The sequence below is a fragment of the Pseudoalteromonas sp. H105 genome, from assembly GCF_001469215.1.
Lineage (GTDB): Bacteria > Pseudomonadota > Gammaproteobacteria > Enterobacterales > Alteromonadaceae > Pseudoalteromonas.
In genome coordinates this window covers 1-22,168 of record NZ_LOFH01000002.1, presented here as the reverse complement: position 1 = coordinate 22,168, position 22,168 = coordinate 1, and the positions used below count along the sequence as shown (strand labels likewise).

Sequence of the window (22,168 nt, the reverse complement as noted above, 5' to 3'; positions counted from 1 at the left end):
TCAGCGCCTATCATTATTTTTATTACAAAATTGTGTGCAATGTAATCTATTTGTAATAAAATGAACGGGTACAAATTATTGCTTAGCAAACCAAGCATGTTACAACTTAAAATTACTAAAATATAATACCTTACACGGGAAATTAATAATGAAAATTCAACTACGCAAAACTGCTCTATCACTTGCTATTGCTGCATGTGTTGGCGCAAGTGGTGCTGCTTTTGCAAATGAAACTGCATCATCTGTAAAAGGTCAAATCACAGGCCCTAATGGTAACCCTGCATCAGGAACGCAAATTACTATTATCCACATACCTTCTGGTTCAACAAAAACAACAATAGTAAATGACCAAGGTAACTTCTCTACAAAAGGTTTACGTGTTGGTGGTCCATACAAAATTATTGTTGACTCTGATACTTACGAAGATGCACAACTAGATGACATTTACCTAACGCTAGGTCAAACTTACCCTGTTTCTGTGGCACTTCGTTCACAACAAATGGAACAGATTGTTGTAAGTGGCGCGCCAATCAGCGCACAATCTGGCAGCACAGGTCCAGCTTCTCACTTCTCATTAGAAGATTTAGAAAATAAGCCTGCTATCAACCGTGATTTAAAAGACATTATTCGTGCCGACCCACGTATTTATATCGATGAAACAAACGCAGGCGCTATTAACTGTGGTGGTGGTAACCCACGTTTTAACAGCTTAACAGTCGACGGCGTTCGCATGAACGATAACTTCGGTTTGAACTCAAGCGGTTACCCGACTGAAAGAATGCCATTCTCTTTTGACTCTATTGCGCAAGTAGCGGTAGAGCTTGCACCATTTGATGTACAGTATGGTGGTTTTACTTCATGTAACATCAACGCAGTAACTAAGTCTGGTACTAACGAAATCAAAGGTGGTTTTTTCTACGATTACACCAATGATGCAATGTCGGGCGATTCAATCGAAGGCGAAAAGCAAGAGCTAGGTGATTACACTGAAAAGCGTTATGGCTTTAATGTTGGCCTTCCACTTATCGAAGATAAGTTATTCTTGTTCACTTCATATGAAAAGCTTGAAGGCGCACAAATTTTTGACTATGCCCCGTTTGCAAATGGCCGCATAGACCAAGCAACGGTTGATCGTATTACTCAAATTTCAAAAGATGTGTATAACTACGACCCAGGTACTATGGTACCGAGTATGCCAGTTGAAGATGAAAAAATCTTAATCAAACTTGATTGGAACATCAGCAACGATCACCGTGCAAGCTTTGTTTATAACTACAACGATGGTTATTCACTGGCACAGTCTGATAGTGGTTCAAGCCGTTTATCTTTATCAAACCACTTCTATGAGCGTGGCGCAGAGCTTCAATCATACGTAACATCGTTCTACTCAGATTGGACAGATGATTTTTCAACAGAAGTACGTGTAGGTTACTCAAAGCTTGATAACCGTCAAAATTCACTTGATGCTGCATCGGGCTTTGGTGAATTCAGAATTGATACTGGTGATGTTGACGTATACCTTGGTCCAGACGATTCTCGCCAAGCTAACAAACTAAAATACGATAACTTATCGCTTAAACTTGCAGGTACTTACTACCTAGAAGATCACGAACTATCATTTGGTTATGAACGTGAAGAGCTAGATGTATTCAACTTATTCGTACAACACAATGAGGGTGAATACCGTTTCTCTAACATGGATGACTTTGAAAATGGTATTGCACGTGTTTACTACGGTAACGCATCAAGCCATAACCCTGATGACGCCGCGGGTGAATTCAAATACGCATTAAACACGTTATATTTCCAAGATAAATTTGACCTAATTGATTACGATATCTCAATTGTTGCCGGTCTTCGTTATGATTTTTACACCAGCGATGATGTACCAACACATAACCAAAACTTTGAAGACCGTTACGGTTTTTCAAACAGCCAAAACTTAGACGGTATTGATTTATTACAACCGCGTTTAGGTGTTAACTGGATTTACAGCGACCAGTTAGAGTTCCGTGGTGGTATCGGCCTTTACTCAGGCGGTAACCCAAATGTTTGGATTTCAAACAGCTACTCAAACGATGGCGTTCGTAATATCCAAGTTAACCAACGTGGTATGCAAATCTTAGGTGATAATGCAGTTGCATTTAATGGCAATGGCCAACCTGGTTTTGATATTCCACAAGACCTTTATGACAAAGTCAGTCAAGGTGGTGCGGATGCCGGTGTTAACGTAACTGATCCTAACTTTGAAATTCCTTCAGAATGGAAGTTCTCTTTAGGTGGTACTTATATCACTGAAAACGATTACGTGTTCAACGTTGATTATCTTTACACTGATAAGCAAGACTCAGCAGTCGTTCAAAACCTAGCTTACGAGCAAACAGGTGTTGCACCAGACGGCCGCCCGGTTTACAACGGTGGTTCAGACTTCCTTCTTACCAATGTAAAAGGCACTGATGCATACTCGCAAATCTTATCATTAGCGATGAATAAATCTTTCGATAACGGTATTGATTTAGCACTTTCATATGCTTATACCATTGCTAAAGATGTTCACCCAATGACTAGCTCTGTGGCATTCTCAAACTACCATGGTGTTGCGGTATCTGATTCAGAAAACCCAGGCCTTGCAACGTCTAACTACGAAATCCCTCATCGTTTCACTATGAGCGTATCGTATAACCATGAAATTTTTGATGGCTACGAGACTAAGTTCAACTTATTTGGTCAAGCACAGCAAACAAACCCGTATTCGTACGCGTTTGATTCGCGCTCAGGTGGCTTAGGTTATAACGATAACAGCCGTCAATTACTTTACGTACCAACACTTGACGACAGCCAAGTTGTGTATGGCGATGACTTTGACCAAGCGGCATTTAATGAGTGGGTTGAAAGTGAAGGCCTAACACGCGGTAAAATTAATAACCGTAACAGCATTGATGGCGACTGGTGGGTAACGCTAGATTTCAAAGTTGAGCAAGAGTTTATGGGCTTTGGCGAAGGTCAGAAAGGTTCAGCATACTTTGTTATTAAGAACATCGGTAACATGTTAAACGATGACTGGGGCGTACTTGAAACGGGTAGCCCACTGCAAAGCGCTGTTTCAGCTGACATCGTAAACGGACAATACGTATTTAATGAGTTTAAAGACCCATCAGGTACAAGTGTTGAATCAAGACCATCACTGTGGGAAATGCGTGTTGGTGTTAAATACACCTTCTAATTTGCCCCGTTAACTTGATACATTCAGTTATTTTAAAGCCCATCTTTTGATGGGCTTTTTGTTTTATGCCTCTAATTTTGTGTGTAACTTATCTAAACAACTCAATAACGTTGCATACTCATCACCCGTCAGCGACGCCAATAAGTTTTGCTCCCACGCTAATGCCGCTGGGGCTAAGTGTTGATATAAACTCAGCCCTTCATGACTCAAAGCTAATAAACTCGCCCGCTTATCTTGTGGGTTAACCAAACTCACTACATAACGTTTATCTATTAATGCTTTGATCGCGCGTGACACAGTTGATTTATCCATTCCCGCTTGTTGGCACAATGCTTTTGCATGGCTTTGTCCAAACTGCGCTAAATTGAACAGAATACGCCATTGTGGGATGGTTAAATCGCTTTGTTGTTGATATACATCGGCAAATTCCTCACTCATTTTACTGGCTAGGTTTGCTAATCGATAAGGTAAAAAGGTCGCTAAATCGAGTGCCATCTTCTTAAAATCTCCGCCCAAATTGGCTTTACAGTCGTGTTTAAACTGTCCATAAATATGTACAGCACGATAGAAACAGAAGGTTTGAATTTAATCTCACATGAGAGTATCTTACAGTAAAACACAAAGGAGTCGAGTGATGACAAGCGAATTAAAATACATGACAGGGTTTGGTAATGAGTTTGAAACCGAAGCCCTACCTGGTGCATTACCCATTGGTCAATTTAGTCCACAGAAAGTAAACTACGGTTTATATGCCGAACAGTTTAATAGCACCGCTTTTACTGCACCTCGAGCAACTAATCGCCGTACTTGGATGTATCGTATCCGTCCGTCAGTGGTACAAGGCGATTACACATCAATAGATAATGGTTTAATTCGCACAGCGCCCATCACTGAAGTGCCAACTCCACCAACAATGTTACGTTGGAACCCCATCGAGATACCTAGTCAACCCACTGATTTTATTGATGGCTTAATCACAATGGCAGCCAATGGCAGTGCTAATGGCCAATCGGGCATTGGCATCCATGTTTATGTTGCGAACAAATCGATGACAAACCGCTATTTTTATAATGCCGATGGCGAAATGTTGTTTGTACCGCAACAAGGCGAACTACTGCTAAAAACAGAATGCGGTCACTTGACGATTAAAGCGGGTGAAATTGCAGTTATCCCTCGTGGCATTAAGTTTCAAGTTGAACTATTAACTGACACAGTACGTGGGTATATTTGCGAAAATTATGGCCATGAATATGTCTTAGCTGAGCGAGGCCCTGTGGGTGCAAATGGCTATGCTAATGACCGCGATTTTCAATACCCGGTTGCAGCATTTGAAGACAAAGAAGGCAACTTTGAACTCATTGCTAAATTTAATGGCAATATGTTTAGTTGCGATATTGGCCACTCACCACTTGATGTGGTTGCGTGGACTGGTAATAGTGCTCCATATAAATATGATTTAGCACGCTTCAATGTCATGAATACCGTGAGCTTTGATCACCCTGATCCCTCTATTTTTACTGTACTTACGTCGCCATCTGGTACTGAAGGTGTGGCAAATATTGATTTTGCTATCTTCCCGCCACGTTGGATGGTTGCAGAAAACACTTTCCGCCCGCCGTATTATCACCGTAATATAATGAGTGAATTTATGGGCCTCATTGAAGGGGTGTACGATGCAAAAGAACACGGTTTCGTGCCTGGTGGAATGAGCTTACACAACTGTATGTCACCGCATGGTCCTGAAGCCGATGTATTTGAAAAAGCGTCAAATGCTGAGCTTGAACCACAACGCTATGAAAATACGCTCGCCTTTATGTTCGAATCGCGTTATGTAATTTCGCCAACTAAATATGCCCTTGAAGGCAAAGAACGCCAACCAAACTATACTGACTGCTGGCGTACAATTAAAAAGCATTTTAAAGCTTAATAAGGTCATATTATGAAACTATATACTTATTTCCGTTCGTCAGCGGCTTACCGTGTACGCATTGCCCTTAATTTAAAGGCCATTGAGCATGAGCTAGTGCCGGTAAACTTATTAAAGTCAGAGCAGCAAGCTGAGCACTACCTCAGTAAAAACCCTCAAGGATTATTGCCAGCGCTTGAAACCGATGACGGTGTGCTGGGACAATCTTTAGCTATTTTAGAATACCTTGATGAAACTTACCCTCAACATCCCTTGATTTACGGCAATGCGTGGGAAAAAGCACATATCCGTAATTTAAGTTATGCCGTAGCGTGTGATATTCACCCTATCGATAACTTGCGTGTACTTAAGTATTTAAGTACTGAACTTGGGGTTGATGATGAAGCCAAAAATAAATGGTACCGTCACTGGGTTGAAGTCGGCTTTGAAAAGCTGGAGTTATTACTTAATGCTGAGAATGATTTTTGTGTTGGGGATAAACCGAGCCTCGCAGATGTATGCTTAGTACCACAAGTATTTAATGCGTTGCGCTTTAATGTCGATATGACTGCGTATCCTAAAATAGCAGCCATATACGCGCATTGTAATACGCTGGCTGCATTTAGTGATGCAGCACCACAAAATCAGCCTGATGCTGGTTAACTGCTCAGTGCGCTATGTAATACCGTAATATGTTCAATTAAATCTAAGCCCAGATCAGTTAAGTACCCGCCGTCTGGGCTATCTATAATCCCTTTTTCAAATAAACGTTGCGCAGCGCTAATAACACTGTCGTTTGCATCGCTATGAATCTTAATACCTTGCATTTTGCTGCTAACAGGAAATTTAGCAAGCAGTTCAAATTCATCCATCATCTTTTGGTTAAATTGCATGTGTTCACCTTGTTTTCGAAATTATTATTTTATTGATTATTTACCCTAACACATTTTATACCCAAGTCACTCTAAAACGCCTACTCAAAACATATCACTCACTCTCTACTAGCAATTTTTGGTAACTTGGGTATATACCCAAGCCATCTCAAGATGCAGATTTCAGCGTTTCGCAGGGGTTTAATATCAAGGCGTTACTTTGCAACAATGGTCATCCCTTATAATAAGTAACAACGATGAGAGTAAGCGCCTACGAAACGCCCAGCGGGTTGGTTTAAAAGCGATTTATACTGCGTTACTGATTTTAACAATAGAACCACTATTACTTACAATCAATGCCTTGGCTAAATCGATTTTAATTCCAACTGACACTCGCATCTTGAGGTGGTTTGGGTATAAGCTTAGTGGAGTTATTTTTTAATGCAAAGGCTGAACATGAGAATTTTAAATACGATAGGTCTATGTTTTGTTTGTTTTATTTACTCAGTAAATAGCTTTGGGAACAATTCAAAAACAACATTGTTATTAAACCCTCAAGATGCAATAGCGCAGCAGTCTGTGTGCTGGTTTGATGATAAACGCTACAGTGAAGGGGCTGTCATTGTAATGGCTAACTTAAAAGTCATATGTGCTGCAAAAAAGCCACATCATAATAACAGTGCGTTGATCTGGTTAATGCTTAATGATAAGAATGAGATTATTTATCCAAAAACAGTGAAAACAATTCGGGTTAACTAACCACAATCCAGGTTATTTAATAGCGCGCAAGGATATCGCATTGGTATCAACGGCCACATAGGCTACAATACCCCCGAATTTTTTAACGCTATAGTGAATTATGAATCAGCAAGCTAACAATCCATTACACGGTATCACTCTTGAACAAATCGTGGTAAAACTTGAACAAACAATCGGCTGGAAAGCCATGGGCGAACAAGTGGACATTCGCTGTTTTAAGGCTGATCCTAGCGTAAAATCGAGCCTTAAATTTTTACGTAAAACCCCTTGGGCGCGCACAAAAGTTGAGCAGCTTTATTTAGATAACTGTGTAGAAGCAAAGCCTCAAGCAGGCGGCTTTGTTTGGCCAAGTATTAAAAAATAGTTACTCAGGCAACTCTGCACATACTACCGCGAGTGAGTTGGGTTCAATTTCGATGACTAATTCGCTTGCTGTTTTCACCTCGCCATCTATCACATATTTAATCTCATCAGCAGCGCTTACCACTACCCGACGAGCATTCGTGTGATGCGAGTTTATTGCTAAATGAGCCTGAGTAACACTGCTTAAAACAAGCTCTGCAATACTAAGCACATTGGTCGAATTATCCACATTAGGTGTTAACCAATTAACATCTAATAAGCCATCATTATGATCGGGCTGCCCGCTCCCTTGTGCAAGTATAGTGGTGAATGGTGCCGCATTTGCCACTACCAAACTGTTTGTACACAATTCTTGGGGCTCATTACCGTCTAACTGCACCTTAAACGTTTGTGCTTTTTGCTGGCCTAATGCCTGCCAAAAACCGTGCAAATAGGCCACTTGCCCTACCGCATTTTTACTTTGGCGATCCGCTTTCTCAATCATTGCCTGCTCAAAACCAATCCCTGCCAATAGCAGCATAAGCTCACCATTACAGTACGCTGTATCCATACGTTGAGTTTGACCGTCAATAATAAGGTCACACGCCATTTCAACTGGAATAAGTTTTGACCTTATCCCCATTAATACATGGGCGAGTGCATTCGCGGTGCCAAGTGGAATGATGCCAAGCTTACAATCGGTATTGACAAGCACGCTGGCAACCTCCGCTACCGTGCCATCCCCCCCACAGGAAATAATTAAATGAGGGCTATCTGTCATTGCTTGCTGAGCTAAGACAATGCCATTTGCTTCTTTCGAGGTTATTAAAACCGTCAAATCATAATAAGCTGACAAACGCTTAACTATCATTTCCTGTTTGTGTTGCCAAAGCTGCGTGCCCGACACGGGATTAGCAATCAGTACTGCTTTATTTTTAATGAGTAATTCACCATTACGGTGGCGTTTAACTAAATGACGTAACTGATGTCTATTAAGATTAGCGGTTTCGCGAGTTTCTTTTATTTGTGCTAGTACATGGTGCACATCTGCGTCTTTGTTTTGACTCAATAAGTAAGCCGCCATAACAAACACAGATCGCCCGCGACCGAGCGCGCAATGCACGACAACGTGGCGTTCTGCTTTAACATGGTGATCTATCCAATTAATGGCCTGATTTAACTGAGCCCGTGTAGGCACCCGATGATCAAGTACAGGTATATTTAAATAATGAATATTCTCATGGGCTGAAGACCACTCTAAGCCATCGAACTCACAGGTTACATCCAAAATAGCCGTGATGCGGTTTGCTTTCATTGCCTCTATGTCTGATGGAAATAACCGACACGCTAAAAATAGATACTTATTAATTTGTTGTAATGGAGGCACTTTATCGTGTTTTCGACTCCATGCATTGTAAGCTTGTGCGCCTAATAAAAACGGCACGAAAGCCCAACGAATATAAAAAGGGATCATGCCATTTTCGCGTTTACGAAAAATTTTTGCGACGTTAAAGACATACGCGCCGCCAACCAGCAGTAACGAGAGAGCTGTCCAGTAAAACATGATTGCAAAATACACAACCTCGACTTGCCATCCCATAACAATAAAGACAAGTGCTAACACGATATAACTCATTGCAGCCCACATAGATTCTCCTTTGTTATTCATTTTGGTTGGTAGGTGGTTGATGACTTAACCATTATGTAAGATTAGATTGCAATAATTACATCGCATTACCTAAAGTAAAAATTTTTTATTTCAATGATTAAGCCAGCTATCCGTTAACCAGACACATTGGTATGAGTTACTTACAGCTAAAGGGTAGGATACGCAAACGAAAAAGCCTAGGTTTGATATGACAACATATACTTTGTCATATCAAAACCTAGGCTCATTAAATGGCGCAGGGGTTAAACGTCGACTTTTGTTAACCAACCATGGGTATCGGGTGCGTTACCCCATTGAATATCATTCAGTGCTTGACGTAAACGCGCTGTTGTTGGGCCAGGCTCGCCAGTACCTACTTTATATTCTTTATCATTATGGATAAAGGTCCCCACAGCAGTAAGCACTGCAGCCGTACCTGAAAGTGCCGCCTCAGTACCAGGCTTAGCAGCACGCTCCAATAACTCAGTGACTGTAAAGTTACGCTCTGACACCGTCATGCCTAAATCTTTGGCAATAGTCAAAATACTATGACGTGTTACACCATGTAAAAAAGTGCTGTCGAGGGCTTTAGTAATGATCTCATTGCCATCAATTAATATAAAGTTAGCAGCACCGGTTTCTTGCACGTCACCACCTGGACAAAATAATATTTGATCTGCTTGGTATTTTTCACGTGCTGCTGAAATAGGGGCTAATGCACTGGCATAGTTACCACCACTTTTCACCATTCCCATGTGCGGTGCGCAGCGCATGCCATCTTCTTCTAATAGCACTCTTAATGCAGTTGAACCACCAGCAAAATAGTCACCCACTGGCGAAAGTAAAACATACATGAGTGAGCTGGCAGAAGGCACAGCCGCTTTACCAATTGCAGCCTCAGTACCAATATGCGTTGGGCGGATATACATAGAGCCCGGTGGTAAAGGGGTTTCGTCTGCGTATTCTTTAACGATATCAGTGATCATTGTTTTTAGCTTTGGGCCTTCAAAGCTTGGCAAACTCAATAATTTTGAGCTTTGCTGCATGCGCGCGATGTTTGCGTCCATTCTAAAAATGTATACAGAGCCATCATCGTGGCGAAAGGCTTTTAAACCTTCAAAACATGTACTTGAATAGTGAAGAACGTGCGCCCCAGCATGGAGTTCTATTTTATCTGAAGGAACAATTTCGCTTTCACTCCAAGCATTATCCGTAAATCTCGCTTGGATCATTTGTGGCATAAATACCGTACCAAATGCTGCCATTTTACTCTCTCTTTTGTTGTGTGCTTTTCCCACAGTGTATTACATTCAAGCACTGTTTAACCATAACTAATCCAGTGCTTTTAATAGGGAAAACACACTTTTTTAACGTTTAAGCTTATTTTCTGCTTAATTGTTCTCATTTAGTCCATTTTTAGTGTTTAAAAGCGACTCTATTATTCGCGCTAAGCGCAATTATTACTCATGCTGTTTATTCTAATTGTTGAAAATAACCGCGTAAATTCTGCACGCTTCAAAAATCCCTTTCAAAATAAACGAATGCATGCCTTTCAACAGACCCTAATAAATAGAGATAATAAAAAAAGCCACAAATACGGTTTGTAACATGGCACTTTTATTTAACCGAATATAAATGCGATTCGCCGAAAACTAAACAGCCAACAATACTCTTGTGTTTACGGCGAACCAAAGCTGGTTACTGAATTTTACTAATGCCTATGTTTAAACTATCCACTAAACAGCCATGTTTTGAACTATTAACGCGGTAAAAATGGCTGTTTGCATCGCCAGAGAGCACGACCGAAAACTCATCTTGTTGCGCTGCGGCTTGGGTATCGTTAGTTAAGCACATAGCTTGAGTTAACGACCGTAACTTAGCATCCGTAAATATACTGGTAAATCGTTGCATTGGCAGTGACGGTATTTTAATAGCAGGAAGCGCCTCTGTAATTGTGCGTTCACTCACTTTGTAGCCATTGTTAGTCATGTTAATAACGGTGCCTACAGGCCAATATGAATATTCAAATGTGCGCTTGTCTGCTGGCTTATGTAAATAAACAACACCATTTTTACCAATCACTGTCATTAATTTAGTACTACCAGAGTTAATAACCACCAACGCAGTTGTTTCATCAACACCAAAGCCATGAGGCTGTTTTGTCGCATCTAACAACGTTGCCAAACGTGCGGTGCGATCACGTTCACTAAAGTGGGTATCTAATATACCGAAGTTAAAACTGCCAAGGCCACCCTCGCCTTGGTAGGTTAATGAGTCACATGATAAACCTTTATCACAGTCAGTAGTGCAACGTTCACTCGGTGCTGATTGAGCAAAAGCGCCATTACGCAAAGCACTAAGGCTTGTGCCATTAGTGATCATCGCCACCTGCCCATATTGATTTTCACCACCACTTTGAATCGCTGTTCCGGCGCTTGTTCCTACCAACAACGGACGTGAGCGTAATACTTCTGTCCACGGGTAAGGTTTTCCTGCATCATCAAATAATACTTTGCGCGTTAAACTTTGGTCACCGCCATTAAGCATTACACCTGTTGCCGACCCAATTACATTAACCAAATTTTCAACACCTAGCTCGCACAGCGCCAACTCTGCTTTGATACGATCGGGGTAAATAGCATCACGATTATACACATTCATGGTTTTTTCGCGGATACTCGCCAATTGCGCGCATTGTCCGCTGGTAATCGCCTTTGCAAGTGCCGGTGTTAACGCCAGCCACTTAGAGGCAACACCATCAAAATTTAGTAGACCTTCATAAAAGTCTGCTGATTCATAAGGGTCGCGACTAGAAGCTGTAATAGCTAAAAGGCTCGGCTTAGTTGCACTTACTTTTGCAGTAGCCGATATAAAATCTAAAATATCATTAGCCGCAGTTTCAGTATTAAGTGTGGTATTAACGACTTCCTTAAGGCGCACTTGCTTGGCATCAATAACTGGAATTTCGATACTATCGATAACAAAGTTATACTCAGCATCGGTTAATTGATTAAGTAGTGCATTATCTAAGTCTCGCCAAGCCCATAACAGGTCGCTCTTAGTGTATGGTGAAGGGTGTTGGCGCGCCATTTTAGCTAAAACCTGCAATGTTTTATTGCGATGTCCTGCATTATCATTGGGCCAATTTAATTTTACTTGATTTAATGTTTCGCGGGTTAACTGATATTGGTTAGCGTTTTTACCACTTAACTGCTTTTTATCTTGGCAGTTTTTGGCGCTCATACTTGAACATGTTGTTAAAGCGCCTCCGACTAAAACCAAGGTCTGATTTTTTTCATTTGCAGATATCGTGGAAGAATAAGAAGCTAAAATCAGCAAAGATGCTGCCAAAAAACCATCAAACCGCCTAACCTTAAGTTGTTCCTGAAAGATTTCCATAATGTTACTCGCATGTAAAATATAATGATAAATAGCTTGCAGTCAGTCTTTATGCTTGCTATAAAAAAAAGGAACTTTTAAATCGCGAGTAAGCTAGCACTCAATAACTAGCTTTGTCAAAAACCTTTTGGATTGGAATTATGTTTAAAAACGCAACATCGCTTTGTACATATTTCTACTCTCCTCACTACCTTTCGGAGTGGTTTGACGAGTAGCCACACCTCACATTCTCGTGAGGGGCTAACTGTGTCTAAACATCACTGCCCTGTCTAACACCAATCAAATTTAAAGCAAATAAAGCTAAATTAACGTTAGTTTTAGCAGCGCTTTGCAGTTGCTATTAATTTTGCCAAAAATCGATTGGAAAAATCATAATAAAAATGAGCAAGCTGCTGTATTTAAAGCATGTTTTGACTCTTGAATAAGACAAAAGGTAAATTAATATGTTTCGTCAACTAACTATTGCAGCGGCAATAAGCGCATCGCTTTGCCCTGTCACCACTGTGTATGCACAAGAAAATGATGAATCAACAAACATTGAGCGAGTAGAAATTACTGGATCGCGCTTAAAAGGCGTAGACCTTGAAGGTACAATCCCACTAACGGTATTAGACCAAGACGCAATAAAACGCTCAGGGGCGAATACGATTCATGAGTTATTAAAAGACTTATCAGTATTTAAAGGCGGCAGCGGCACCTTTTCAACCTCAGAAAGTGGCGGCACCTCAACCTCAACACCGGCTGGCCAATCTGCTGCAAGCCTTCGTGGTATGGGCCCTTCAGCAACATTAACGCTTATTAATGGTCGTCGTGTTGCCCCCAGCTCTTTTGCAGCAGGCACTGAAAACTTCGTCGATGTAAACTCTATTCCACTGGCTGCTATCGAGCGTATTGATATTTTAGCCACGGGTGCCTCAGCTGTTTATGGTGCTGATGCCGTCGCTGGCGTAATCAACTACATCTTAAAAGATGACTTTGAAGGCGCTGAAATAAATGCTTCTTTAGGCAATAGCTTTAACAGTCACGATGAAGGTAAAAAACAACTAAATCTGGTTTATGGTACTAAAATTGGCGACAGTAACTTAACCGTATTTGCCGACATTTATGACCGAAACGCATTTAAAGCAACAGATCGTGATTATACTGCATCGCCTTCACTGGTTAATGGCTATTCGTATTTACCAAAACTCGAAAACTCACCAAATATTTATTATTTCAGCAGCCGTGATGGTAATGAGTTACCGGCTCAAAACTGCAAAACTGAGCTAGTCACCACTGAATTTGGTGAACAAATATGTGCCTATTACCCTAATCAAGATGATTATTTGGATACGCCATTTGAAAGTTTATCAACTGGATTCATGTTTAACAGCAATGTGGGTGAACTTGATTGGCACACTGACTTTTTCTACAGTCAAACAAAGTCTAGAGCCTATTCGTCTCCATCACCAATCGATCAAATCAATGATGATGAAGGCCCTTTTATCTTAGAGGATGCTTTATTTATTTATGATAATGCAGACGGCAGTAATGACTTGATGGATCAGCTCTATATTGACCCATTTGACACCCAAGCGGGTCGCGAAGTTTATGGTTTTGGTTTTGATGCACGCTTTAACGCCCCACGTACTGTGGAAGTTGAAACCAAGAATTTTCGTTTAGTTAGTAGCCTTGCTGGCGATATTGGCGATTGGGGCTGGGAGTCTGGCGTAACGTTCTCTCGCTCAAGTTCAGAACAAGAAGCCATTGATGGTGTCTACAATCGTTATCAATTCCACGGTGCGATTACAGGTGAGCTATGTTCAGACGGCACACTGGCAAGCTATGATGGCGAAAACCTTAACTGTGCATCTGGGGAATTACTGCCTTTTTATAATCCATTTGTGCAAGGCGATGCAGCGAATGATGCGGTTTTAGCAACAGCACAGGCACGCCCAACACGCAGCGGTGAAAGCACAGTATACGGCTGGGATGCAAACTTTAACGGTGAGCTATTTACCTTTAATGACTTACCCGCTTATGCGTCATTTGGTGTTGAAGCCCGTCGTGAAGAATTAAGCGACATACCATCACTTGATTCACAAGCACGCCCTGAAAACGGTTTCTTAGTGGATGTATTTGGTTTTGGTTCAAGCCTATCAGAGGCTGATCGTACTCAATACGCTGCATTTGCTGAGCTGAATGTGTCATTAACCGACCAGATAGAATTACAAGCAGCGGGTCGTTACGATCATTATGATGACTTTGGTGGCACATTTAACCCGAAAATCGGCCTAAGCTATCGCCCTACAGACTCATTAGTAGTAAGAGGCTCGTGGTCTACGTCATTCCGTGCGCCTTCACTAACCCAAGCGGGTGTTAAATTAAAAACGACTCAATCAACCTTTGATTGCGGTGCGAACCAATCCGTATCAGACCTATACTGCATGGGTGATGGCACTGAGGTAAGCGTTAACTCACTTGAGCTGGGTAATAAAGACCTTAAAGCCGAAGAGTCTGAAGCAATCAGTGTTGGTTTTGCGTGGAGCCCAAGCGTTGATACTAACTTAACGGTGGATTACTGGCAGTTTGATCACGAAGAAGTGATTGATACAAACATGACTGCGGTACTTGATCGTGCAAACACAGATGCTTCACTTCGTCATTGCGGTATTGTGCCAGAAGGCCAACAAGGCATCTCTTATGATAGTGAACTGTGTGAAATCAGTGACAACAGCGGATTAAACATAGAGCAAGAAGGCGCTAATTTAGACGAAATTTTGGAAAATTATATAACTGAGTTCAACCCGCGAGACGATGAGCTATTTCTACCATTATTTCGTGATCATGTTATCCCACTTGAAAATACCGGTACACAAACGTTAGCAGGTATTGATATTAAATTTGATCATCGCTTTGCCTTATCTGGCGGCGACTTAACATTTGCATTTGATGGTACTCACTACCTTGAGTTTGAACGTAATAAACCGGGCTCTGATGCAATTGAAAAACTCATTGGTACCTATCGCTACCCTGAAAATATTGGCCGTGTATCAATCGATTGGGAAGCACAAAGCTACTACCTAAACCTTGGCGCGAATTACACCAGCAGTTATGAAGATGATATTGAAGGGCTTAAAGGCCGTGAAATTGACGAAATTGATAAACTCGGTGAACTTGATTCACAAGGTAACCACCAAGTGGATGATTGGCTAGTATGGGATTTATCAGCAGGTTATTTTGTTAACGACGCACTCGCGATAAGAGTGCGTATAGATAACATTTTTGATAAAGAGCCGCCTAAACTATATGGCTCAAGCCGTGGTTTTGACTCAATAAATCACAATGCCTTCGGCACACGCTACACGCTCAGTGCCAGCTATCGCTTTTAAAGTTACTTGCGGATAGCCGTGCTATCCGCTACACCATCCAAATTGCACTCAGTGGCACAACAGTTAAATTGTTGTGCCACTTATTATGAGTGTTAGACTTGTTGGATGCTGATCTTTTTAAGCAATAACCTTCCTTGGTTAAAAGTGAAATTATGAAAAACAAACAATTTACCATGCCTGATGCAAGTATCATCTTGTTATCAGTGGCTGTTATTGCCTACCTGGCCACCTTATTTATTACACCCGGTTTTTTTAATGCTGAGCAGGGCAGCAACCGAGTTGAACTTGCTCAATACCAATCTGTCACACAGAGCACAACAGCTCCTATTTTTGCCGAAGGCGGTGAAATAGGCCTTGCAAATGTGTTATTTGAAGGACTAGTGTCGGGCGATAAATATGGCGCAACCATAGGTGTAATGGCGTTTATACTCATTACCGGTGGTGCGTTTGGCATTATTATGAAAACGGGTGCAATTAATAACGGCATTATGGCCCTCATTCATAAAACACAACGTGTTGAATGGCTGTTTATTCCACTCATTTTTTTATTATTTTCGTTGGGTGGGGCCGTATTTGGCATGGGCGAAGAAGCCATTGCTTTTTGCATTGTGCTACTCCCTATCATGAAGCAACTAGGCTATGACGCAAAAGTTACGGTCTTAACGACTTACGTAGCAACTCAAATTGGTTTTGCCACCTCATGGATGAACCCATTTAGCATTGCTATTGCCCAATCTATCGCAGAAATTCCGGTGTTTTCTGGCGCGGGTTTTAGAATGGCGGCTTGGTGTGTGTTCACGCTGTTTGGCTTGGTGTTTACCGTGCGTTATGCCAATTCAATAAGGCAGACTAAAAATGAACAAACACAGTCAAGTAACCAACCAACATTAGATATAGCCGATAAGCTCATTCTATTAACCTTTGTCGCTGGTATTGCATGGGTTATCTGGGGTGTCATGGCTCGCCAGTACTATATTCCTGAACTGGCGGCGCAGTTTTTCTGTATAGGTTTAATCAGTGCATGCATTGCCAGTGTGTTTAATAAACAAAGTGCCAATGAAAGCGCCGATGCCTTTAAACATGGCGCGCAAGAGTTATTACCCGCAGCCCTATTAGTGGCTTTGGCAAAAGGCGTTGTATTGCTTTTAGGTGGCAGCGATTTGAGCACGCCCTCTACACTTAATACGCTTTTGTATTACAGTGCAAGTAGTATCGCTGCAGTGCCTGACTACGTTGCGGCATGGGGAATGTTGTTATTTCAAAGTGTATTTAATTTCTTTGTGTCATCAGGATCTGGGCAAGCTGCCATCACCATGCCTTTAATGGCACCTTTAGGCGATTTACTCAACGTATCTCGTCAAATTGTGGTACTGGCTTTTCAGTTGGGTGATGGGCTCACTAATATACTCATTCCTACCTCTGCCAGCCTCATCGGCTGCTTAGGAATTGTTAAATTAGATTGGAGCGAATGGGCGGCCTTTATTTGGCGTTTTACCGCAGCACTTTTTGCATTAGCAAGCGGCTTTATCTTTCTTGCTTATTTTATTAATTATCAATAAAAAGACGTTTATATGTTAACACTTATTTGTGGGGCACACCTTTACACCCCCAGCCCTCATGGGAAAATGGATGTACTAATAGCTGGTACTAAGATCATTGATTTTCAAAAAAAGATAAATATAGACAGCAATACAAATATAAAAGTAATTGACGGTACAGGCTGTATACTCACACCCGGCTTTGTTGACTCACTGGTACATATTACCGGCGGTGGTGGCGAGGCAGGCTTTGCCAGCCGAACACCTGAAATGAACTTAACCGATGCAACCTTACATGGCATAACAACTGTTGTTGCAGCACTTGGTACAGATTCAAGCAGCCGAACACTCACTAATTTAGTCGCAAAAGCGAAAGGATTAAAAGAGTTGGGGTTAAATGTATTTTGCCACACGGGTTCATACCACCTTCCGGCAAAAACACTCACTGGCAGTATTAATGACGACTTGATGTATATTGATGAGTTTATTGGTGTGGGTGAAGTGGCAATTTCAGATCACCGCAGTAGCCAACCTACGGTTCAGCAGCTAGCAGAACTTGCCGCACAAGCTAAAGTGGCAGGAATGCTCAGCGGTAAAAAAGGCACGGTGAGTATTCATGTTGGCCCTATCGATAGTCACCTCAGCATTTTGCATGATATTGAGCAACAAACGGATATCTCGTTAGCGCAGTTTTATCCTACTCATATGAACCGTAATAAAGCCCTGTTAGATGCCGGTATTGAGTTTTGCAAAGGCGGTGGCACGATTGACTTTACCACCAGTACCACAGAATACGATTTAGCGAACGGTGAATACGCAGCAGCAAGAGCCCTTGCTTATTGTTTAGACCAAGGTGTTGATAAAACAAAGCTAACAATGAGTTCAGACGGCCATGCCAGCCTACCAATTTTTGATGCTGATTTTAATTTAATTGGCCTAGAGGTAGGTAAAGAAGCGTCCTTACACGACTCTTTTGTAGAGGCTGTAAATGTGTATGGGGTGAGTATTGAAGACGCATTAATGGCGATTACCCGTAACCCAGCCAATGTATTAGGCCTTAAAAAAGGCAATATCGCGATAAACGCTGATGCTGATTTAGTGTTAATGGATAGCCAAAGCCTCAAGCCGGTTCATGTTTGGAGCCAAGGCCGTCCAATGGTAAACAATGGATTTGCAGTGACCAAGGGTCCATTTGAGTAACAAAAGGGGTGATTAATACCCTTAATTGAATAAGCTGTAACTTTAACAGTCAGATTTGATCAGCTTAACTCAATCAAATCTGACCGTTGCATTTGTGCCAGTTGCGGGACTTCAAGGCGTGAATTTGAAATTCTGTTAGGTCATACCTTCGGCTTAACCAACCTACCTTTTGACATAGCTCGGATAAATGGCGAAGCGAAGCCATGTCATCCGACAATTAATTTATAAGCAAAAGTAATAGTTTATTGCGTTGATAATTAGGATGGGTGTCATCCTAATTACCAATTAACTTTTTCGGTTTTGGTATTCCGGTAAGCTTTAATACTTGAAGCTATAGCCGCACCCCACAATAGACTATTTAATGCGTAAGTTACAAGTGAGACAAAATCACTATTCCAGAAGTTATCCTTTGGTAGGTTTACCCACAAATCATTTAACGGAAAAAGTAACAGCTCTGTAAAGTTTGCCCAATAGGTTGCGAACGCATTCATATATTCTGGTGTATCTTCGGAGAAACCATAACCTAGAGATAACGCAAGTAATGCGACTAAATTTACAGCCGTAAAAATTGCGTGAATAAAACTCCATTTTATGAGTAGCTTCATAGAAACCTAACGAGCCTGTAGATTAACTCGTTTTAAATTTATTTTTATTGATGCATTAACCATAGCCGAGTTCCTGTTTTGGTTCAATCAGTTATCGCTAGTTTACATAAAATTTAAAAAATAATGTGCGGTTGTTTTAATGACTATTTTAGAGAGATTACAGGAGCTTGATTGGCAGCTTTTCTATATTACAAAGAAGGCAATACTGTTGCCGTAGAATGAAGTGAATGCATTCATTTTCGGTTGTCACCGTAAGGTCAACTTATCCCCTTATTCACGTTAATATTCCGCCTTTTATTTAAAAGAAAGCAGGCTCTATATACCCGAATTATTGACTGTTTTTTAAAAAAGATCTTGAAGTATGAAGTCATGATTTGACCCCGTTCACTTCAGTTGATTGAGATAGAATTAACCGTCACTGTATAAAACGGACAAAAAAGTATACTAATGCCTAATGACAGAGTTAAGGCTCATATGTGTTATACGTTTAAACGCCAACAACCAAATAACGGGTAAAAATACAATTTCTAAAAGTACACCTATAGAGCCCCAGTCACCATATATGATGGTACTTTCAAAAAAGCGAACAAAACCATTAGGATCTAGCGGCATGTAATTGATATTACCTTGATAAAGTATTGAAGCTAAAATAACGATTGAAATACTTAACCACTTTTTATCTGGTTCATAACTGTGAACTAAATAAGCAGGAATGAGTGAAGCTAAACCAATACCTATAAAATTTTGACCAATGTGAACTAAATGTGGATTATAAGGCCATTCACTCCACCAAAAAATCCCATTTGCAGCTGCGATACCTATAGCTGATATTGTCAGAACATAGTAAAAAATTGCTATACACATGCTTAGTAATACTAATCTTATGTAATTCATACTCTACCCTTGAGAAACGTATAACGAGCTTGAAGATTAACTCGTTTTAAATTTATATTTATTGGTGAATAAACCATAGCCGAGCTCCTATTTTGATTCAATCAGTTCTCACTATTTTAAATAAGATATAAAAATAGAATTTGCTATTTTTAAAAAAGGTCTCGAAGTCTGAAGTCAAGATTTGCCTCAGAGGGATCAACTCATGCACTAAGCTTTTAAGGCAACCGTTTGTAGAGTCGGCAAGATTATCTGTGCACTATTCATTTTGGGCAAAAGCCTATTATCGGCAGCAAGAAGCCAAAGGAAAACCTCTTAATACCAACATCAGATCATTGGCATTTAAGTGGATACGAATCCTATTTGATGCTGGAAAACACATACGCCCTACGATGAATCAACTTACTTAACGGCATTGAAATGTAAGGGATCACCGCTGTTAAAATTTGCGGTGGAAAGTGGGCTTTAGTGCTTGCTGTCCACCTCAGGGCGTGTTGTTATGTAGCGATTTACTCGGTGTATATATCTATCTCTTCGCTCTTTTTCACCACTTTGAAAAGTTTACTTTCAAGGTCGTATTTAATTATTGCGACAACTGGTACTTCAGCTATTACTCTCTCTGTTTCTTCATCAGATCTTACTGCTACTCCCCACAGTAATAACTCTTTGTAACCATTAGAATCTATGTCTACAAGTTCATTTTTAAGTAAACCAGATTTAAAGTAAACTGCATCATCGTGTTGGTCATAAATTCTAATTAGAAAGAGACCCGGTAAACTAAAGCCACCATTTCCTTTTGAGGTTATTAAGAATTCAATAGGAACATTAACATTACTGCCTATAGCAAGAACCTTATTAATCCCTTTGCTTTCTGAATTGCTAGCATATAGTTGAGAAATCTCAGCTTGGCTTATTATCTCAGCGCCAAAGGTTTTAAAAGACAAGAATAGAGCCATCATTAAAATTAAACGCATAACTTCCCTAGCTACATAACGAGCCTGTAGATTAACTCGTTTTAAATTTATTTTTATTGATAAATCAACCATAGCCGAGTTCCTATTTTGGTTCAATCAGTTATCGCTAGTTTACATAAAATTTAAAAAGAGAATGTACGGTTGTTTTAATGGCTGTTTTAGAGGGAATTACAGGTGCTTGAGTCGCTATATTTCGGCTTAAAAAGGCTCCCCTTTTTTAATGCAAAAGAGGGGTCAAAAAAGGACAGGCATATAATTTTATCAATAAATTAAGTTACTCAGTCGTAGTTAACCTTGTCGTTATATTTCACACTAAAAGCGTTAAGTTGATTTGCTTGCAAGGGGTTTTAAGTCACAAGGATAAGTTAAAAATTGAATTCTTTAATTTGTATCAATAACTTAATGGGTTAAATTGTTTAACCTACGCCTTTGTACCATTTCACATCGTTGGTGGCAGCTTGTTGCTTTAACCGTTGTTTACTGCCTGCAAAATTTGAATATTGCTGCCTAAAGCGTTGAATTGATTCAAGCCAGTGCGCTTCTTCTATATTTAGAGTGAGCAGCACTTTTGGTACTGCCCTGTTGATATGTCCTTTTTTCTTTGGATCTATGTGACGACCACTCCAGTCAACTAATTCAATGTAATCGACTAAGGCAAAAGGAATTGTGTTTTTAATGTGGTTTCCACCAAATGGTTTTAGCTTTGCGGGTTGACTTTCATGCTGAAGAGCCTCTATGTGTTTGAGGGGCTTATTCTCTTTGACCGTTTCTGTGGTGAAGGCTTTAAAATGCGCTATACGTTCTTGAATTGAGGTGAAGTCACTGTCTTCAAGCGTGTCGGCTATGTTTGCTCTGATAGGATTCAAGTCAACGTAGGCCATACAACTAAGCACTGCGGTTTCATCTAATAATGCTTGTGATTTGTAGCGTCCTTCCCAGTATTTACCTGTGCAGTTATCTTCTTTATTGGCTTCGCGGGCAATGTATTCATTAAGGTTTTTCATATACCAGCTGATGTCGTAGAGTCGTTCTCGCCACCTAGCAATGAGTTCATTGAAAAAGAGTAAACTCGCCTTATCTAACTGCTCTCCATTTAAGTAGCGATCAACTAAAATATGGCCGTTATAAAGCTGATACCAGCGGGTAATTACTTCATCATCAGACCAATCAAGAGCTTGTCGCCTATTGACGTTCACAACTAGGTGGTAGTGATTACTCATAATTGCGTAGGCGGCAATGTCTATGGCAAATACGCTACTTAATAACTTTATCCGATCTACTAGCCACTCCCGACGATGATCAAAGTTCTTACCTGTGTATTTATCATCTCCGCACAAAAACGCTCGTCTAACACATCGTGATATTAGGTGATAATAAGATGTGGATGCTAAATCAATCAGCTTTTTTCTTGCGCGAGTCATAAAATACCAACTTTATTTT

Annotated in this window: 17 protein-coding genes; 8 read left to right on the top strand and 9 right to left on the bottom strand. The window is 40.7% G+C overall.

Annotation, left to right across the window (positions count from 1 at the left end; genetic code table 11):
* Positions 1-148: 148 nt before the first annotated feature.
* The gene (locus tag ATS75_RS03755; RefSeq protein ID WP_058559103.1) at positions 149-3,223 is read left to right on the top strand and encodes a TonB-dependent receptor; all 3,075 of its coding nucleotides are present in this window, start codon (positions 149-151) and stop codon (positions 3,221-3,223) included.
* Between the two features lie 63 nt (positions 3,224-3,286).
* Here the strand turns inward: ATS75_RS03755 and ATS75_RS03750 are convergent, their stop codons facing one another.
* Positions 3,287-3,718 carry a MarR family winged helix-turn-helix transcriptional regulator gene (locus ATS75_RS03750; protein ID WP_058559102.1) on the bottom strand — a complete coding sequence of 144 codons (432 nt, stop codon included), beginning with the start codon at positions 3,716-3,718 and terminating at the stop codon, positions 3,287-3,289.
* 139 nt (positions 3,719-3,857) lie between these two features.
* On the opposite strand from ATS75_RS03750, the gene hmgA reads away from it, so the two are divergent.
* Both hmgA and maiA read left to right on the top strand, forming a co-directional pair.
* Positions 3,858-5,150 carry a homogentisate 1,2-dioxygenase gene (gene hmgA, locus ATS75_RS03745; RefSeq protein WP_058559101.1) on the top strand — a complete coding sequence of 431 codons (1,293 nt, stop codon included), beginning with the start codon at positions 3,858-3,860 and terminating at the stop codon, positions 5,148-5,150.
* Between the two features lie 12 nt (positions 5,151-5,162).
* The gene (maiA, locus tag ATS75_RS03740; RefSeq protein ID WP_058559100.1) at positions 5,163-5,792 is read left to right on the top strand and encodes a maleylacetoacetate isomerase; all 630 of its coding nucleotides are present in this window, start codon (positions 5,163-5,165) and stop codon (positions 5,790-5,792) included.
* Here the strand turns inward: maiA and ATS75_RS03735 are convergent.
* Positions 5,789-6,022: a TIGR02647 family protein gene (locus ATS75_RS03735; protein WP_058559099.1), complete on the bottom strand. Its 234-nt coding sequence runs from the start codon at positions 6,020-6,022 to the stop codon at positions 5,789-5,791. The two genes, maiA and ATS75_RS03735, sit on opposite strands and share 4 nt — an antisense overlap.
* A gap of 435 nt (positions 6,023-6,457) precedes the next feature.
* Between ATS75_RS03735 and ATS75_RS03730 the strand changes: the two genes are divergently transcribed.
* Together ATS75_RS03730 and ATS75_RS03725 are read left to right on the top strand one after the other, a co-directional pair.
* Positions 6,458-6,760: a DUF1496 domain-containing protein gene (locus tag ATS75_RS03730; RefSeq protein WP_058559098.1), complete on the top strand. Its 303-nt coding sequence runs from the start codon at positions 6,458-6,460 to the stop codon at positions 6,758-6,760.
* Between the two features lie 100 nt (positions 6,761-6,860).
* The gene (locus tag ATS75_RS03725; RefSeq protein WP_058559097.1) at positions 6,861-7,124 is read left to right on the top strand and encodes a VF530 family DNA-binding protein; all 264 of its coding nucleotides are present in this window, start codon (positions 6,861-6,863) and stop codon (positions 7,122-7,124) included.
* Here ATS75_RS03725 and ATS75_RS03720 read toward each other — a convergent pair whose 3' ends face one another.
* The 3 genes from ATS75_RS03720 to ATS75_RS03710 form a co-directional block, all read right to left on the bottom strand.
* A complete protein-coding gene (locus ATS75_RS03720; protein ID WP_058559096.1) occupies positions 7,125-8,750 on the bottom strand; it encodes a diacylglycerol kinase family protein in 1,626 nt (541 codons plus the stop codon).
* A gap of 263 nt (positions 8,751-9,013) precedes the next feature.
* Positions 9,014-10,048 carry a branched-chain amino acid aminotransferase gene (locus ATS75_RS03715; RefSeq protein ID WP_268801554.1) on the bottom strand — a complete coding sequence of 345 codons (1,035 nt, stop codon included), beginning with the start codon at positions 10,046-10,048 and terminating at the stop codon, positions 9,014-9,016.
* Between the two features lie 400 nt (positions 10,049-10,448).
* The gene (locus tag ATS75_RS03710; RefSeq protein ID WP_058559094.1) at positions 10,449-12,149 is read right to left on the bottom strand and encodes a cyanophycinase; all 1,701 of its coding nucleotides are present in this window, start codon (positions 12,147-12,149) and stop codon (positions 10,449-10,451) included.
* A 443-nt stretch (positions 12,150-12,592) separates the two neighbouring features.
* On the opposite strand from ATS75_RS03710, the gene ATS75_RS03705 reads away from it, so the two are divergent.
* The 3 genes from ATS75_RS03705 to iadA all read left to right on the top strand — a co-directional run bounded on the left by ATS75_RS03705 (position 12,593) and on the right by iadA (position 18,258).
* Positions 12,593-15,520, top strand: coding sequence for a TonB-dependent receptor domain-containing protein (locus tag ATS75_RS03705; protein WP_058559093.1), 2,928 nt, complete (start codon positions 12,593-12,595; stop codon positions 15,518-15,520).
* A 152-nt stretch (positions 15,521-15,672) separates the two neighbouring features.
* Entirely contained in the window at positions 15,673-17,079 is a 1,407-nt protein-coding gene (gene yfcC, locus ATS75_RS03700) for a putative basic amino acid antiporter YfcC (RefSeq protein WP_058559092.1), read from the top strand.
* A 12-nt stretch (positions 17,080-17,091) separates the two neighbouring features.
* Positions 17,092-18,258 carry a beta-aspartyl-peptidase gene (iadA, locus tag ATS75_RS03695; protein ID WP_058559091.1) on the top strand — a complete coding sequence of 389 codons (1,167 nt, stop codon included), beginning with the start codon at positions 17,092-17,094 and terminating at the stop codon, positions 18,256-18,258.
* A 278-nt stretch (positions 18,259-18,536) separates the two neighbouring features.
* On the opposite strand, the gene ATS75_RS03690 is transcribed toward iadA, so the two are convergent.
* From ATS75_RS03690 to ATS75_RS03675, 4 genes are all read right to left on the bottom strand, one after another.
* Positions 18,537-18,863 carry a hypothetical protein gene (locus tag ATS75_RS03690; protein ID WP_058559090.1) on the bottom strand — a complete coding sequence of 109 codons (327 nt, stop codon included), beginning with the start codon at positions 18,861-18,863 and terminating at the stop codon, positions 18,537-18,539.
* A gap of 444 nt (positions 18,864-19,307) precedes the next feature.
* Positions 19,308-19,757, bottom strand: coding sequence for a hypothetical protein (locus tag ATS75_RS03685; RefSeq protein ID WP_058559089.1), 450 nt, complete (start codon positions 19,755-19,757; stop codon positions 19,308-19,310).
* 506 nt (positions 19,758-20,263) lie between these two features.
* The gene (locus tag ATS75_RS03680; RefSeq protein WP_058559088.1) at positions 20,264-20,800 is read right to left on the bottom strand and encodes a hypothetical protein; all 537 of its coding nucleotides are present in this window, start codon (positions 20,798-20,800) and stop codon (positions 20,264-20,266) included.
* 344 nt (positions 20,801-21,144) lie between these two features.
* Positions 21,145-22,149 carry a transposase gene (locus ATS75_RS03675; protein ID WP_201020947.1) on the bottom strand — a complete coding sequence of 335 codons (1,005 nt, stop codon included), beginning with the start codon at positions 22,147-22,149 and terminating at the stop codon, positions 21,145-21,147.
* Positions 22,150-22,168 lie beyond the last annotated feature (19 nt).